The organism is Thiocystis minor (assembly GCF_016653465.1).
GTDB lineage: Bacteria > Pseudomonadota > Gammaproteobacteria > Chromatiales > Chromatiaceae > Chromatium > Chromatium minus.
In genome coordinates, this window is record NZ_NHSQ01000084.1 from 114912 (window position 1) to 128687 (window position 13776).

General features: G+C 61.9%; 10 protein-coding genes and 1 tRNA gene. 4 read left to right on the top strand and 7 right to left on the bottom strand.

Annotated features, from left to right (window positions below; genetic code table 11):
- Positions 1 to 5 precede the first annotated feature (5 nt).
- Both CCR95_RS12105 and CCR95_RS12110 read left to right on the top strand, forming a co-directional pair.
- Complete coding sequence (locus CCR95_RS12105; protein ID WP_201094625.1) at positions 6 to 596, top strand: hypothetical protein; 591 nt, start codon at positions 6 to 8, stop codon at positions 594 to 596.
- Positions 589 to 2025 carry a sensor domain-containing diguanylate cyclase gene (locus tag CCR95_RS12110; protein WP_201094626.1) on the top strand — a complete coding sequence of 479 codons (1437 nt, stop codon included), beginning with the start codon at positions 589 to 591 and terminating at the stop codon, positions 2023 to 2025. The genes CCR95_RS12105 and CCR95_RS12110 overlap by 8 nt, the downstream gene beginning before the upstream one ends.
- Positions 2026 to 2253: 228 nt before the next feature.
- On the opposite strand, the gene rho is transcribed toward CCR95_RS12110, so the two are convergent.
- Complete coding sequence (gene rho, locus CCR95_RS12115) at positions 2254 to 3510, bottom strand: transcription termination factor Rho (RefSeq protein ID WP_201094627.1); 1257 nt, start codon at positions 3508 to 3510, stop codon at positions 2254 to 2256.
- Between the two features lie 183 nt (positions 3511 to 3693).
- Positions 3694 to 4020: a thioredoxin TrxA gene (gene trxA, locus CCR95_RS12120; RefSeq protein ID WP_014778887.1), complete on the bottom strand. Its 327-nt coding sequence runs from the start codon at positions 4018 to 4020 to the stop codon at positions 3694 to 3696.
- A gap of 225 nt (positions 4021 to 4245) precedes the next feature.
- On the opposite strand from trxA, the gene CCR95_RS12125 reads away from it, so the two are divergent.
- Positions 4246 to 5976, top strand: a complete 1731-nt coding sequence (locus CCR95_RS12125; protein ID WP_201094628.1) for a DEAD/DEAH box helicase — start codon at positions 4246 to 4248, stop codon at positions 5974 to 5976.
- Between the two features lie 682 nt (positions 5977 to 6658).
- Here the strand turns inward: CCR95_RS12125 and CCR95_RS12130 are convergent.
- The 5 genes from CCR95_RS12130 to tal form a co-directional block, all read right to left on the bottom strand.
- Positions 6659 to 6748, bottom strand: a tRNA-Ser gene (locus CCR95_RS12130).
- Positions 6749 to 7072: 324 nt separating this feature from the next.
- Positions 7073 to 9478, bottom strand: a complete 2406-nt coding sequence (gene lon, locus CCR95_RS12135; RefSeq protein ID WP_201094695.1) for an endopeptidase La — start codon at positions 9476 to 9478, stop codon at positions 7073 to 7075.
- A gap of 44 nt (positions 9479 to 9522) precedes the next feature.
- Positions 9523 to 10317, bottom strand: coding sequence for a 16S rRNA (adenine(1518)-N(6)/adenine(1519)-N(6))-dimethyltransferase RsmA (rsmA, locus tag CCR95_RS12140; RefSeq protein WP_201094630.1), 795 nt, complete (start codon positions 10315 to 10317; stop codon positions 9523 to 9525).
- Between the two features lie 36 nt (positions 10318 to 10353).
- On the bottom strand, positions 10354 to 11301 hold the full coding sequence (locus CCR95_RS12145) for an Rpn family recombination-promoting nuclease/putative transposase (RefSeq protein ID WP_201094632.1): 948 nt from the start codon (positions 11299 to 11301) through the stop codon (positions 10354 to 10356).
- A 161-nt stretch (positions 11302 to 11462) separates the two neighbouring features.
- Positions 11463 to 12434, bottom strand: a complete 972-nt coding sequence (gene tal, locus CCR95_RS12150) for a transaldolase (RefSeq protein ID WP_201094633.1) — start codon at positions 12432 to 12434, stop codon at positions 11463 to 11465.
- A gap of 366 nt (positions 12435 to 12800) precedes the next feature.
- Here tal and CCR95_RS12155 point away from each other — a divergent pair, with 366 nt between their 5' ends.
- Complete coding sequence (locus tag CCR95_RS12155) at positions 12801 to 13757, top strand: CHAD domain-containing protein (protein WP_201094634.1); 957 nt, start codon at positions 12801 to 12803, stop codon at positions 13755 to 13757.
- Positions 13758 to 13776 lie beyond the last annotated feature (19 nt).

Sequence of the window (13776 nt, forward strand, 5' to 3'; positions counted from 1 at the left end):
CCGCCATGCCCCTCATCGCCCCCGTACTGACTCGGTTGCCGTGGCTCGTCCTCTCGCTGTGCCTGCCGCTATGGGTCGGAATGCCCGTGGCGCGCGCCGAAACCCCGGCGCTCTGGCAGGAGGACGCGCAACGCCTGCGGGTAGGACTGAAGCTCTTTCCCGCCTGTCTGGGCGCGCTGGAAGCGCTGGATGACGCGCTCGCCCAGGACGGCTCGCTGCGGGTGCTGGTCGTCTATGAAGGCTCCGAGGCGCCCGCTCGGCAGGCCGTCTCCAGCCTGGAGACCATCGACCGGATCCGCGGCCATCCGCTGCGCGCGAGCATCCTGTCCGCCAGCGCGCTCGATCAGGGGACCGGCGGGCCGGCGGCCGGGATCTTCGTCGCCAGCCTTGGATTGACGCCAAAACGCCTGCGAACCTGGTCCGAGCGTGACAATATCATGGTGTTTTCGCCCTTCGCCGGCGCCGTGGAGGCGGGCGCGGTGGCCGGTATCCATGTTGCCGATCGCATCCTTCCGGCGATCAACCGAACCCAGGCGCAACGCGCCCGCGTCCGGTTCAAGCCGTTCTTTCTGAAGGTGGCCTGGCAATATGACTAAGACCGCCTTCACCGCCTTCGCCGCCTTCCTTCCTCGCTCGCCGAGGTCGGAGAGAAATCTCGCGTTGATCTTCGGCCTGCTCGGTCTGATGCTCACCGCCCTGATCGCGCTGCATTGGTTCCTCGTGCTGGAACCGACTCTACGCGCCGAGGCCGAGAGCCGGGCAACCGCCCTGGCTACCGCGAATCTTCAGGAGATCGGGAAACTGCTCGGGAGCGACCAACCGCCAGAGCGCCTGAAGCAGGAGTTGCTGACCGCCCTGGACGCCATCCTGCTGCTCAAGGAACAGCCTACGGGGGTGCCATTCATCCAGAGGATCGAAGTGCGCTTCGACGATGGCGAGTTGGATGCGCCACTCGGGAGCCTCGACCTCTGCCGGGGGATCGGCAAGCAGGAGTGCGCGAACTGTTTCGTCGCCGACATCCCGATCTACCATCCGCGCAGTCATCAGCTCATCGGGATCGCGACCTGTTACTCCAACCCCTGGGTGTTCGAGCACCTGGTCCTGGATATCCGCGTCAAGCTGCTCTGGGTGGTCGGGTTCGTGCTGCTGCTGATCGGCATCGCCTGGCTGGAAACCAGCAGGCTGCTGCGGCGTCTGGGCGAAAGCGAGTCCAATCTGCGCAATGTCATTGAGGCCGCCCCCTTCCCCATGATGCTTCACGAGCCCAACCAGCTCGGATTGCGTCAGGCCAATCGCGCGGCCAAGGACTATCTCGCGCTCCGCGAGGATGCCACCGGCCACTTCTCCAGCGAACCCTGGCTGGCGCTCCATGCCGCGGGTTTGCCGGGCGACGACGGCGAGGCCCGCGAAATGCCCGTCCCCGCCGCGGACGGGACGCCGCGCTGGGCCTTGGTCTCGGCGATCCCCTTGCGGTTTTCCGGCGCGGCCAGCCGGCTCGTCTCGCTGGTCGACGTCTCCGACATGAAGCAGCGTCAGGACGAACTGCGCGCGGCATCGCTCACCGACGGACTCACCGGACTCGCCAACCGGCGCTATTTGTTTCTGCGCATGGCCAAGGAGATCGAGTTGGTCAATCGGTATGGCAACGCCTTGGCAATCATCCTGCTCGATCTGGATCTGTTTAAAACCATCAACGACACCTACGGGCATCGGGTTGGCGATGAGGTTCTGGTCCAGGTCGCCGCCACGCTCGGCACCTGCATTCGTGACGTCGATGTCGCCGGGCGCTACGGCGGCGAGGAATTTCTCGTGATCCTGCCGCACGCGGACGTCGCGAAGGCTCGGGATATCGCCGAGCGAATCCGCATCAATCTCAAGGCGTTGAAGTGGCCGCAGCCGCGCCTGCGGGTGACTATGAGCGCGGGCGTCCAGGAATACCGCAGCGAGAGTCTCGACGAATTCGTCGAGGCTGCGGATCGCAAGCTGTATCAGGCGAAAGAGAGCGGGCGGGATCGGGTGGTTTAAACCCTCTTCCGAGAGAAGACCGATCTTTCTGATCTAAGCTTTTGTAATAATTAAAAATACTTAAAAACGACAACGAATACACTCGTTGTCGTTGTCGTTGTCGTTGTCGTTGTCGTTGTCGTTGTCGTTGTCGTTGATTCGATTACGACAACGACAACGAGTGATGGCCGAAACGATTGATCGACGCCCGACAACCTGTCGGCGGTCCCAGGGGTTGGCGCAAAACCGTCAGCCCTTCATCGAGGAAAAGAACTCGTCATTGGTCTTGGTCGCCTTGAGCTTGTCGTGCAGAAACTCCATCGCGGCCAGTTCGTCCATCGGATGCAGGATCTTGCGCAGAATCCACATCTTCTGAAGCTCCGCCTGACCCATCAGCAACTCCTCGCGGCGGGTGCCGGAGCGGTTGATGTTGATCGAGGGGAAGATCCGACGTTCGGCGATACGGCGATCCATGTGAATCTCCATGTTGCCGGTACCCTTGAATTCCTCGTAGATGACATCGTCCATGCGCGAGCCGGTATCGACCAGCGCGGTCGCCAGAATCGTCAGACTGCCGCCTTCCTCGACATTGCGGGCCGCACCGAAAAAGCGTTTTGGCCGTTGCAGCGCGTTGGCGTCCACGCCGCCGGTCAGCACCTTGCCGGAGGAGGGCACCACGGTGTTATAGGCGCGCGCCAGGCGGGTGATCGAATCGAGCAGAATCACCACGTCGAGTTTGTGCTCGACCAGCCGCTTGGCCTTTTCGATCACCATCTCGGCGACCTGGACATGACGGGTGGCGGGTTCGTCGAAAGTACTGGAGATCACCTCGCCGCGCACCGAACGGCTCATTTCGGTGACCTCTTCCGGACGCTCGTCGATCAGCAACACGATCAGATAACAGTCCGGATGATTGTGTCCGATGGATTGCGCGATATTCTGCAACATCATGGTCTTACCGGCCTTGGGCGGGGAGACGATGAGTCCGCGCTGGCCCTTGCCGATGGGTGCCACCAGATCGATCGTGCGCGCCGTGATGTCCTCGGTGCTGCCGTTGCCGATCTCCAGCGTGAGCCGCTTGTTGGCGAACAGCGGGGTGAAGTTCTCGAACAGGATCTTCGACTTGGCGTTCTCGGGCCGGTCGAAGTTGATGTCGTTGACCTTCAGCAGCGCGAAATAGCGTTCGCCGTCCTTGGGCGGACGAATCTTGCCGGAAATGGTGTCGCCGGTGCGTAGCGCGAAGCGGCGGATCTGGCTGGGCGAGACATAGATGTCGTCGGGGCCGGCCAGGTAGGAAGCATCGGCGGAGCGCAGAAAGCCGAAGCCGTCCGAGAGGATTTCCAGTACGCCGTCGCCGGAAATATCCTCGCCCCGCTTGGCCTGCGCCTTGAGGATGGCAAAGATCAGATCCTGTTTGCGCGAGCGTCCGACGCCCTCGATTTCCATGGATTGAGCCAGGGCAACCAACTCGGGCACGGGCGTTTTCTTCAGTTCGGTTAGATTCATCGCGATTTTCGTTAAGGACAGAGGTCGTGGCTGGTCGGCAGCGCCCGTGAAGGGCCGGAGTCGCGCGGGAAGGCGACTGAAGGGCGGCAGCTTACCGGAGAGAGGGCGCCCGGTCGGGCGCCCCGTGTTGGTTTGTTCCAGGTGGTTTCGTGAAAAACACGCGGATCTGGTCGGCGCGTCGTTTCAAAGATTGCTATCGATGAAGGCCGTCAGTTGCGACTTGGACACGGCGCCGACCTTGGTCGCCTCGACCTCGCCGGCGCGAAACAGCATCAGCGTCGGGATGCCGCGAATGCCGTAGCGCGGCGGCGTGCCGGGGTTTTCGTCGATATTGAGTTTGGCGACCTTGAGCCGGCCCGCGTATTCCCCGGCAATCTCGTCGAGCACCGGCGCGATCATCTTGCACGGCCCGCACCAGTCGGCCCAGTAATCCACGAGCACGGGTTCGGGGGATTTCAAAACCTCTTCTTCGAAAGAGTCATCGGTCACATGGACGATGCTATCGCTCACTGAAGTTATCTCCCATTTGTATTTTGCATTGAGTTGTGTGAAAGGCGTGATGACCGGCCTGTGAAGGCGGCGCGCGGATCGGCTTGAGGAGCGGGCGGGCGGATTGGCGTTGATAACAGCCCTTGGGTAAGATGCTATTTGATCCAAAGCGAAGACAATTTGCAAGCCTTGCCCGTTCGCGAGGCTCATGGCCTCAACGATCGACAATTCCGACACCCAATTTTCATGACAGATAAACATCTCACCCAGGTCCGTTTCGACAGCTTCGACCTCGATCCGCGTATCCTGGCTGGCCTCGCCGATGCGGGCTTTTCCCGCTGCACCCCGATTCAGGCCGAAACCCTCCCGATCGCCCTGGCCGGTCGCGATGTCGCTGGTCAGGCCCAGACCGGTACCGGCAAGACCGCCGCCTTTCTGCTGGTCGTCATGCAGCGACTGCTCAACACGCCGCCACCGCCGCCGGGACAGATCAGCCACCCGCGCGCGCTGATTCTGGCGCCGACGCGCGAACTGGCGGTACAGATCCATCGCGACACGTTGCTGCTCGCCACCCACACCGGACTGCGCAGCGGCCTGGTCTACGGCGGCACCGGCTATCAACAGCAACGCGACGATCTCGCCGCCGGGGTCGATATCCTCATCGGCACGCCGGGACGCCTGATCGACTATCTGAAACAAAACGTCTTCGATCTCAAAGCCATCGAAGTCGTGGTACTCGACGAGGCGGACCGCATGTTCGATCTCGGATTCATCAAGGACATCCGTTTTCTGCTGCGCCGGATGCCGCCCCCCGAGTCGCGGCTTGGCATGCTGTTCTCGGCCACGCTTTCCTATCGGGTGACCGAACTCGCCTACGAGCACATGAACCGCCCGCAACTGATCAAGATCGAGACCGACAAGATCACCGCCGACCGCGTGCGTCAGTGCTGTTACATGACCTCCAACGAGGAAAAGATCCCGCTGCTGATCGGACTGGTGCGCGGCTGGGAGGATGCCCGCATCATGGTCTTCGTCAACACCAAGCGCGAGGCGGACCGGGTCTGGGGCTATCTGCAGGGCAACGGCATCAACACCGCCGTGCTCTCGGGCGACGTGCCGCAGAGCAAGCGTCTCAAGCTGCTACGCGATTTCACCGAAGGCCGGCTGCCGGTGCTGGTCGGCACCGACGTGGCCGCGCGCGGTCTGCACATCCCGGACGTGACCCATGTGGTCAACTACGACCTGCCGGAAGATCCCGAGGATTACGTTCACCGCATCGGCCGCACCGCGCGCGCCGGCGCGGCCGGCGACGCCATCGGCTTCGTCTGCGAGACCTACGCCTTCTGCCTGCCCGATATCGAAACCTTCATCGGCGCCAAGATTCCGGTCTTCCCGGTGGACCCGGCGCTGCTGGCCGAGGTGGATCCGCGCAGCCGATTGCGTCCGGCCCGCGAGGACCGGGAAGAACGGCGCGACGGACGCGGCACCCGCAGCGCGGCACCCGCGCGTGGCGAGCGGACCAGGCGTGAGGGTCCGGGTGCGCGCGAGGAGCGGAGCCGGGCGTCAACGCCAAGGCGCGTTTCCGAAGCCAGGCCAACGGCGTCAGTCAAACCCGCTGAAGCGACGGTGCCGGTCGCCGCGCCGGTCTCGACACCCGCGCTCACGATCGCTCCAGACATTCAACCGATCCCGCATGTGCTTCCGCCAACGTCTCCCGCCAGGGTCCGGCGGCCGGCGTCAACCCGTCCCAAGGTCGAGCGGGCCGCCTTGACCAGTCGACCGCTCTCCCCGGTGACACCGAAACCCGAGCCCGCCCCAGCCACGTTGACCGTGCCGGTCGCGGAGTCCGGTTCGGAACCGGCGACGAGCGTCGACGAGACCAAGCCCAAGCGCCGCCGGCGTCGGCGCAAACCGACCGACAGCGGAGCGGAAGAGCAGCAAGTCAGCTCGAATCCGACGCCGGAAACCGTGGCATAAAACTCGGCGGCTTGCTGGGCGAAGCGCTCCTCGAAGATCCGCTCGTTCTTGAAGCGGTTGAACCAGCTCTCGGTAGGGGTATTGTCCCAGCCGTTTCCCTGGCGGCTCATGGACCGCTTTAGTGTCTCTCGTAACACTTGGGCGTGACTCCCGATTTTTGATGTTTTCCGCCCACTGGAGGCGAGTGTCATGAGGAGATGAGGATCACGTTCATGGGATCCTCGATTCCTCCAAATCTCCGGTAGGCACAGCAAATGATGAGCATCTTTGTTGAGGTCGGGTAGCATCCGGACACGCGGACGCCCATCGACCAGTTCGTCTTTGACTGCGGCTCGGGTCTGCGCCACTGGACGCATCGGTGACCGCTCTGGGTCGATTCTCCCGACCTTCTTTCTGACCGCTGAGGCGGTGTGGCAATGCGGGCAACATCGCCGGTGGCGAAGCGGGCGAATCTTGGAAATTCGCGACGAAATCGTTTTGGAAACAACAACTGCCCGGAACGGAACGATCCTGGACGGATTGGTCGAGGACAGTCAAAGTGTCAGATGCGACAAAGACAGAATGAAGGAGAATCTCAGGCGACTGTCGCCTGAACCGATGTCGCAGTGGGGGACTAATTGGGGGGCCGCTTAAATCAATGATGACATAACCGGCTGAATAAAAAATAATTTATTTATTTAATTGGCGGAGAGGGTGGGATTCGAACCCACGGTACGCTCGCGCGTACACCTGATTTCGAGTCAGGCCCATTCGGCCACTCTGGCACCTCTCCGGGAACGGTCGATCTGCACTGAAATGCAGACCGGGCATTCTAATCCTGGGTCCGCTTCCTGTCTATCCGATTCAGCCTCAACCAGCAATTCTCATTTTGAGGTAGGTGCCCGCTTGCGGTTGATGGAGGTTGGCAGACCCAAAGGCTTTGGCAGGTCATGTCGCCTGCAAGCGGGCTCCGACGATGGCGGATGACACCAAAATGAGCACGGCTGAACCTCAACGCCTGCTAATTTTGTCTGAACTGAACCAGCCAGCCAGGGTCCGCGTAGCCCGGCCATCCTGGCTTGGTTTTCCAGGGCTTACAGCCCTGGCGGTGCAAACCTTATCCCGCCGACTTGAACAACAGCGGCAGTACATCTTCGTAACGGGAGGCGAAGTGCACCTTCAGCCCCTTGCGAACATGCTCCGGCACTTCCTCGAAATCTCCCCGATTATCCTCGGGCAGGATGATTTCCTTGATCCCGGCGCGGCGCGCGGCGATGAGTTTTTCGCGGATGCCGCCGACCGGGAAGACTTCGCCGGTGAGGGTGATCTCGCCGGTCATGGCGATGCGGCGGACCGGTTCGTTGCGCGCCAGCGAAAGCAGGGCGGAGGTCAGGGTGACGCCGGCGGAGGGGCCGTCCTTGGGCGTAGCGCCGGCGGGAACGTGGACATGGATGAATGATTTCTCGAAAAAGCCTGGATCGGCCCCGAATTCCTTGGCATGGCTGACCAGATAGCCGTAGGCGATCTCGGCGGATTCCTTCATGACATCGCCCAACTGCCCGGTCAGCTTGAAACCGCGCGTGAAGCTATGAGTGCGCGCGGCTTCGATGGAGAGCGTCGCGCCGCCCATGGCGGTCCAGGCCAGCCCGGTGACGACGCCGGGACCGCTCAATTTGCGCTCGTCGCGGAAGACCGGGCTGCCGAGATAGCCTTTGAGGTCCGTGTCGGCGATGTCGATGGGCGTTTCCTCGCCCTCCAGCATCCGCACCGCGACCTTGCGCACGATCTTGCCGAGCTGTTTTTCCAGCCGGCGCACGCCGGCGTCGCGCGCGTAGCCCTCGATCAGCGCGCGCAGGGTTTTGGTGTCCAGCTTGACCGCGCCCTTGGGCAGTCCCGCCCGGTCGATCTGGCGCGGCAGGAGATATTTTTTGGCGATCTGGAGCTTTTCCTCGGCGATGTAACCGGAGAGCTGGATGACTTCCATACGGTCGAGCAGCGGGCCGGGAATGCTGTCGAGCTGATTGGCGGTGCAGACGAACAGCACCTTGGACAGATCGAAGCGCAGATCCAGATAGTGATCGAGAAAATCCGAGTTCTGTTCCGGGTCCAGTACTTCCAGCAAGGCCGAGGCCGGGTCGCCGTGATAGGAGGCGCCGATCTTGTCGATCTCGTCGAGCATGATGACCGGGTTGGCGGTCCCGGCGTCCTTCATGGCCTGCAGAAACTTGCCGGGCATGGCACCGATGTAGGTGCGCCGGTGGCCCTTGATTTCGGCCTCGTCGCGGATGCCGCCGACCGAGAAGCGGAAGAACCGTCGCCCCAGCGCATCGGCGATGGAGTGGCCAATGGAGGTTTTGCCCACGCCGGGCGGGCCGACCAGCAGGATGATGGAGCCGGCGATCTCGCCCTTGTGGATGCCGACCGCAAGGAATTCGAGGATGCGCTTTTTGACATCCTCCAGCCCGTAATGGTCGCGGTCGAGAACACGGCGAGCGCGCTTGAGATCCAGTTTATCCGCCGAGTGCTTGCCCCAGGGCAGCAGGGTGATCCAGTCGAGATAGTTGCGGGTGACCGAATACTCGGGCGAGCCGGTCTCCAGGATGCCCATCTTCTCCAGCTCTTCCTCGACCTGCTTTTTCGCCTGTTCGGTCAAGGTCAATTCCTTGATCCGCGACCGAAACTTGTCGATCTCGGCGGTGCGGTCGTCCTTGGCGATGCCCAACTCTTTCTGGATCGCCTTGAGCTGCTCGCGCAGAAAGAATTCGCGCTGCTGCTTCTGCATCTTCTCCTCGACCGTGCGCCGGATCTTCTGCTGGGCGCGGGCCAGTTCGAGTTCGTTGTTGAGCAGAACCAGTACCTTTTCCATGCGCTGAAGCAGGGGCAGGATCTCCAGCACGTCCTGCAGTTGCTCCTTGGTGGAGGTCGTCAGACTGGCCGCGAAATCGGCGAGATGTGAGGGATCGTCCGGGCCGAAGCGATCCAGAAACATCCGCAGTTCTTCCACGTACAGCGGATTGAGCGGAAGCAACTCCTTGATGGTGTTGATGACCGCCATGGCATAGGCTTTGATTTCGCTGCTGGGCGGACCGGCGGGCTCGGGCAGATAGGTGACGCGGGCGCGGAAGGGTGCCTCGGGGTTTGCCCAATCGGCAATGCGGAAGCGCTGGAGACATTCCACCAGCACTTGCAGATGACCGTCCTGCTGATGGATGCGATGCACCCGGCAGGCGGTGCCGATGGCGTGGAAATTCCCGGTGGTGGCTTCCTCCGAGGTTTCGCTGTCCACCAGCAGGACGCCGAGCATTTTGTGATCGGTGTCGGCGACTGCCTTCATGGTCGAGGCCCAATGCTCGGCATCCATCATCAGCGGGACCGCCTGCCCGGGGAAGAAGGGCCGGGAGGCAACGGGCAGGATATGAATCTCGGTGGGCAGGACATCGTTGGCGCGCGCGAGCTGGATCGGCTCCAGATTCTCGCTGACGCCATCCTCGCTCGTATGATCCCCGCGTTCCTCATCCGACATGCCATGTACCTCGCTTGAAAAACCCTGATCCGGGGTAGCGAATTTCAGGTCTTTGGCGTGGATTTGCAAGCGGCATTCGCGAGCCGGGCGTAACTGGCGACATCTAGGTTTTCCGCCCGCAGCGTCTGATCGATCCCGGTTTCATCGAACAGGCTCTGATCAATCAGTTTGGAGAGGCTGTTGCGCAGGGTCTTGCGCCGCTGCCCGAAGGCGGCCGCGACGATGCGCGCATGGAGCGCCGGATCGTCGATCTGATGGGGCTGGGGGCGCAGCGGGCGCAGACGCACAAAGGCGGATTCGACCTTGGGGGCCGGAGTAAAGGCGCCGGGTCCGATCCGAAACAGACAGCTTGCGCTGCACAGGCTCTGCACCATGACCGAGAGACGCCCATAGATCTTGTCGCCCGGGTCGGCGACGATCCGGTCCACGACTTCCTTTTGCAGCATCAAGTGCAGATCGAGGATGCAGTCGGATTGCTCCAGGAAATGAAACAGGATGGGGGTGGAGATGTTGTAGGGCAGATTGCCGACGATGCGCAGTCGCTCGCCATTGCTGGCCAGATCACGCAAATCGAACTTGAGCGCGTCGACATTGTGGATGCGTAGATCCCCGAGCGGACCCAGGCGTTGGCGCAGCGGCTCGATAAGGTCGCGGTCAAGTTCGACCACATCGAGCGTGCCTGCCGCAGTCAGCAAACCTTTGGTGATGGCGCCCTGTCCGGGGCCGATCTCCAGGAGCCGTTCTCCTGGTTTGGCGCCAATGACGGAGTGGATCCGCTCAATGATCGCGGGATCGTGGAGAAAATTCTGGCCGAAGCGTTTGCGGGGATGATGTTCCATCCGGCTAGGGTACTCGAAAGCGCGGGCGGTTGGCGTTTAATCCCGCTGCTCTCGCAACGCGCGTACCTCGGTCTCGCTCAACCCGGTCTTGTCGGCCAGCAGCCGGTTATCGTCGATGACATCCAGCAGGCTCCGGGCGATGCGCAGGCGTTCCTGTTGTTGGCCTTCTTCTCGCCCTTCTTCTCGCCCTTCCTCTCGCCCTTCCTCTCGCCCCAGCTTCCGCCCCAGCTTCCGCCCCTGATGCATCCCCCAGCCATAGGAGGACTGCACCATGCTGGCCTGCTGGTGCAAATCGTCCTGATAGCGTTCGTAGGCGCGCCGCTCGGCATCGGGGAGTTTCAGAATATCCAACTGTTCTTTGGCCTGTTGTAACCCGCGTGCCCGGAAGCCCTCCGGAACCTCCTCGTGCTTGAGAAAATAAATCCACTCGTCCAGCGAGTCTCGCGCTACGTCGTCGAATTGATTCACCTTGATCAGGTAGTACTCCGGGAACAAGGCATGCGGTTCGCGCCGTCGGTAGAGTTCCTCCTGCGCCTCGCTCAGCCGCAATTCGTCGTGCTGGTGCAGACCGATGAAGCGGGTCGCGCCGTGATAGACATAATCCTGCCCCTGACCCAGGTCGAAATAGAGAATGCTGACCGAGATGACCTTGGCCACTTCGCCGTAGGGCTGACCTTCCTGAAGATTTTCCACCACCGTGCGCGCGGTGCTGTGCAGAATCCGCTGCAAATAATCGAACTGCCGTTGATATTGCACCTCGATCAGGACGATCTCGCCCCCGGCATTGCGCGTCTTCAGATCCACCCGGTTCTGTTTCTCGATCGCGGTGTCCTTGTTGCTCTCGCTCTCCAGGATTTCCAGGATCTGAATGTCTTCGCGCAGCAGTTCGCTGAGGAAGCCTTCGAGAATCCCGAAATGGGCCTTGCTGCGTAATAGGCGCTTCATCGCCCAGTCGAAGCTGATCAAGCGACGGGCGCGCGTCATGGTCGCGCTCCCGTCCCTGCCGCGAGGTGGCCCGGATTCCGCTGTGCGGTGCTGTGTGGTGTCATGGTTTCACTGCTCAACAAGATCCAGCGATCAGCCGCCGGGGATTGTTCTAAAGCCATCAAGTAGCGCCAACATAAAGCTAGCAACTGCCAACTGTCTCAACAACTCCGACAAACTTCGTGGGCGAACTGCTCCAATTTGCGGGTATCGGCGGTAAACAGCCGGATGCCTTCGGCAAGCTTTTCGGTCGCCATGGCGTCTTCGTTGAGTTCCCAGCGGAAGCCGGGTTCGTCATAGGCGACCTTCGGAATCTCCAGCGTGCGCGCCCGCTCGGCATCCAGCTTGCGCGGAACCTCGCCCTCCGTGGAGGCCAGCTCGCCCAGCAAGGCGGGCGAGATGGTCAGGTAATCGCAACCGGCCAGTTCCAGAATCTCGTCGAGATTGCGGAAACTGGCGCCCATGACGACCGTCTCATAGCCGTGACGCTTGTAATAGTTGAAGATCCGGGTCACCGATTGGACTCCCGGATCCTCGTCGGCGGGGTAGCCGGCGACGTTTTCGGCTTTTTTATACCAATCGAGGATCCGCCCGACGAAGGGCGAGATCAACGTCACGCCGGCGTCGGCGCAGGCGACGGCCTGGGCGAAGCCGAATAGAAGGGTCAGGTTGCAGTGAATGCCCTGGCGTTCCAGAATCCCGGCGGCGCGGATGCCCTCCCAGGTGGCGGCGATCTTGAACAGCACCTGGCGGCTCGGATCGATGCCCGTGTCCTGATAAAGCGCCACCAGCCCCTCGGCGCGGCGCAGGGTGGCATCCGTGTCGAAGGAGAGCCGCGCGTCGATCTCGGTGGAGACCCGCCCCGGCACGATCTTGAGGATCTCGGTGCCGAAGTTGACGGCCAGTTTGTCCATGGTCCATCTTGCCTGGGCAAGACTGTCGCTGCCGCCCCGCTCCTGACCGAACAGCGCCGCTTCCTGCATCAGGTCGCGATACTGGGGCATCTGGGCCGCTTTGTAGAGCAGCGATGGATTCGTCGTGGCGTCCTGGGGTTGATAATCGATGATCGCCTCGAAATCTCCGGTGTCCGCGACCACGGTGGTCATGCTCTTGAGTTGCGCGAGTTTGCTCATGAGTCGGTCTCTCCGCGTTGGTTGTGAGCGGTCAGTCCGTGACCTTAGCTCAAACGGATGAAGGTTTCGACTGCTCGAACCTCGCGGGGTTTGCCAGGCGGCGTCGATCCATCAATACTTTGACTGACGATTGGATCTTTACCACGCTCCACCCGGTGCGTATGGGCGCTGTAGCCGTTCTCATTTTGACGTATGAGCCCGCTTGCGGGCGATTGACGGGCCTGCGGGTGATTTGCGGGCGCGGGGAGCAAACCCAAAGGCTTTTCGCAGATCATGTCGCCCGCAAGCGGGCTCCTGCGATGGCGGATGACGCCAAAACGAGAACGGCTGTGGGTACTGAGATCAACAAGACAGAGGGATCGGTAAATGACCAAATCCAGCGCGCCCGATCCATCGCTCGATGCGACCCAGCGGGCGGATGTCGTCGCCAAGGAAATTCTGAAAAGACAGTTCGACACCCTGCTCGCGAATCTCGATGGGGTGCGGGCGAATCAGGATCCCGAGTTTCTGCACGATCTGCGCGTCGCCACGCGGCGGACCCGCTCGGCACTGACACAGATCAAAGGGGTTTTCCCGGGCGATCTGGTGGAGATTTACAAATCCCGTTTCGCCTGGCTTCAGCAGGTGACCAATCCGTTGCGCGATCTGGATGTCCATCTGCTGCATTTCGAGGGTTATGAACAGAGTCTGCCCGCGTCCCTGCGGCCGGCTCTGGAGCCGCTGCGCGACTATCTTCTGACGCTCCAGGAGGGCGAACATGGCCGCTTGTTGGCGGCACTCGATTCTGACGAGTTCGTCCATCTGGTCCAGGACTGGTTGGCCTTTCTGGACGCGCCGGTCCCCGAGGTGTCCGGCACCGCCAATGGCCTGCGCCCCGTCAAGGAGCTTGCCGACGAGCGCATCTGGCGACTCGTCAGGCGGGTGCGTCGGGAGGGCCGGGCGTTGCGGGCGGATTCACCGCCCGAGGATCTGCACGAACTGCGCAAGAGCTGCAAGAAGCTGCGGTATCTGATGGAGTTTTTCCGGACGATCTATCCCGACCATGACATCCGTCGCCTGATCGATCTGCTCAAGACCCTGCTCGATCATCTCGGCGGGTTTCAGGATCTGGTGGTCCAGGTTGGCCATCTGTCCGAACTGGCGCAACGGATGCGCGACGAGGGCCGTGCCGAGACCGCAACCCTGCTGGCCATGGGGGCATTGATCGGGCATCTGCTGGAGCGCCAGCAGGCCCTGCGCGACGGTTTCGCGGCGGTCTTTGCCGACGCGTTCGACAAGGAGCGGCGGGCGCTGTGCCGCGAACTTTTTGCGTCCGGGCGCTGAACCGAGATCCGGCGGAGGA

Coding starts and splice junctions, on each gene's coding strand:
- CCR95_RS12155 (WP_201094634.1), top strand. CDS start 12,801: ATGACCAAATCCAGCGCGCCCGATCCATCGCTCGATGCGACCCAGCGG.
- CCR95_RS12145 (WP_201094632.1), bottom strand. CDS start 11,301: ATGACGCGCGCCCGTCGCTTGATCAGCTTCGACTGGGCGATGAAGCGC.
- CCR95_RS12105 (WP_201094625.1), top strand. CDS start 6: ATGCCCCTCATCGCCCCCGTACTGACTCGGTTGCCGTGGCTCGTCCTC.
- rsmA (WP_201094630.1), bottom strand. CDS start 10,317: ATGGAACATCATCCCCGCAAACGCTTCGGCCAGAATTTTCTCCACGAT.
- lon (WP_201094695.1), bottom strand. CDS start 9,478: ATGTCGGATGAGGAACGCGGGGATCATACGAGCGAGGATGGCGTCAGC.
- tal (WP_201094633.1), bottom strand. CDS start 12,434: ATGAGCAAACTCGCGCAACTCAAGAGCATGACCACCGTGGTCGCGGAC.
- CCR95_RS12125 (WP_201094628.1), top strand. CDS start 4,246: ATGACAGATAAACATCTCACCCAGGTCCGTTTCGACAGCTTCGACCTC.
- CCR95_RS12110 (WP_201094626.1), top strand. CDS start 589: ATGACTAAGACCGCCTTCACCGCCTTCGCCGCCTTCCTTCCTCGCTCG.
- rho (WP_201094627.1), bottom strand. CDS start 3,510: ATGAATCTAACCGAACTGAAGAAAACGCCCGTGCCCGAGTTGGTTGCC.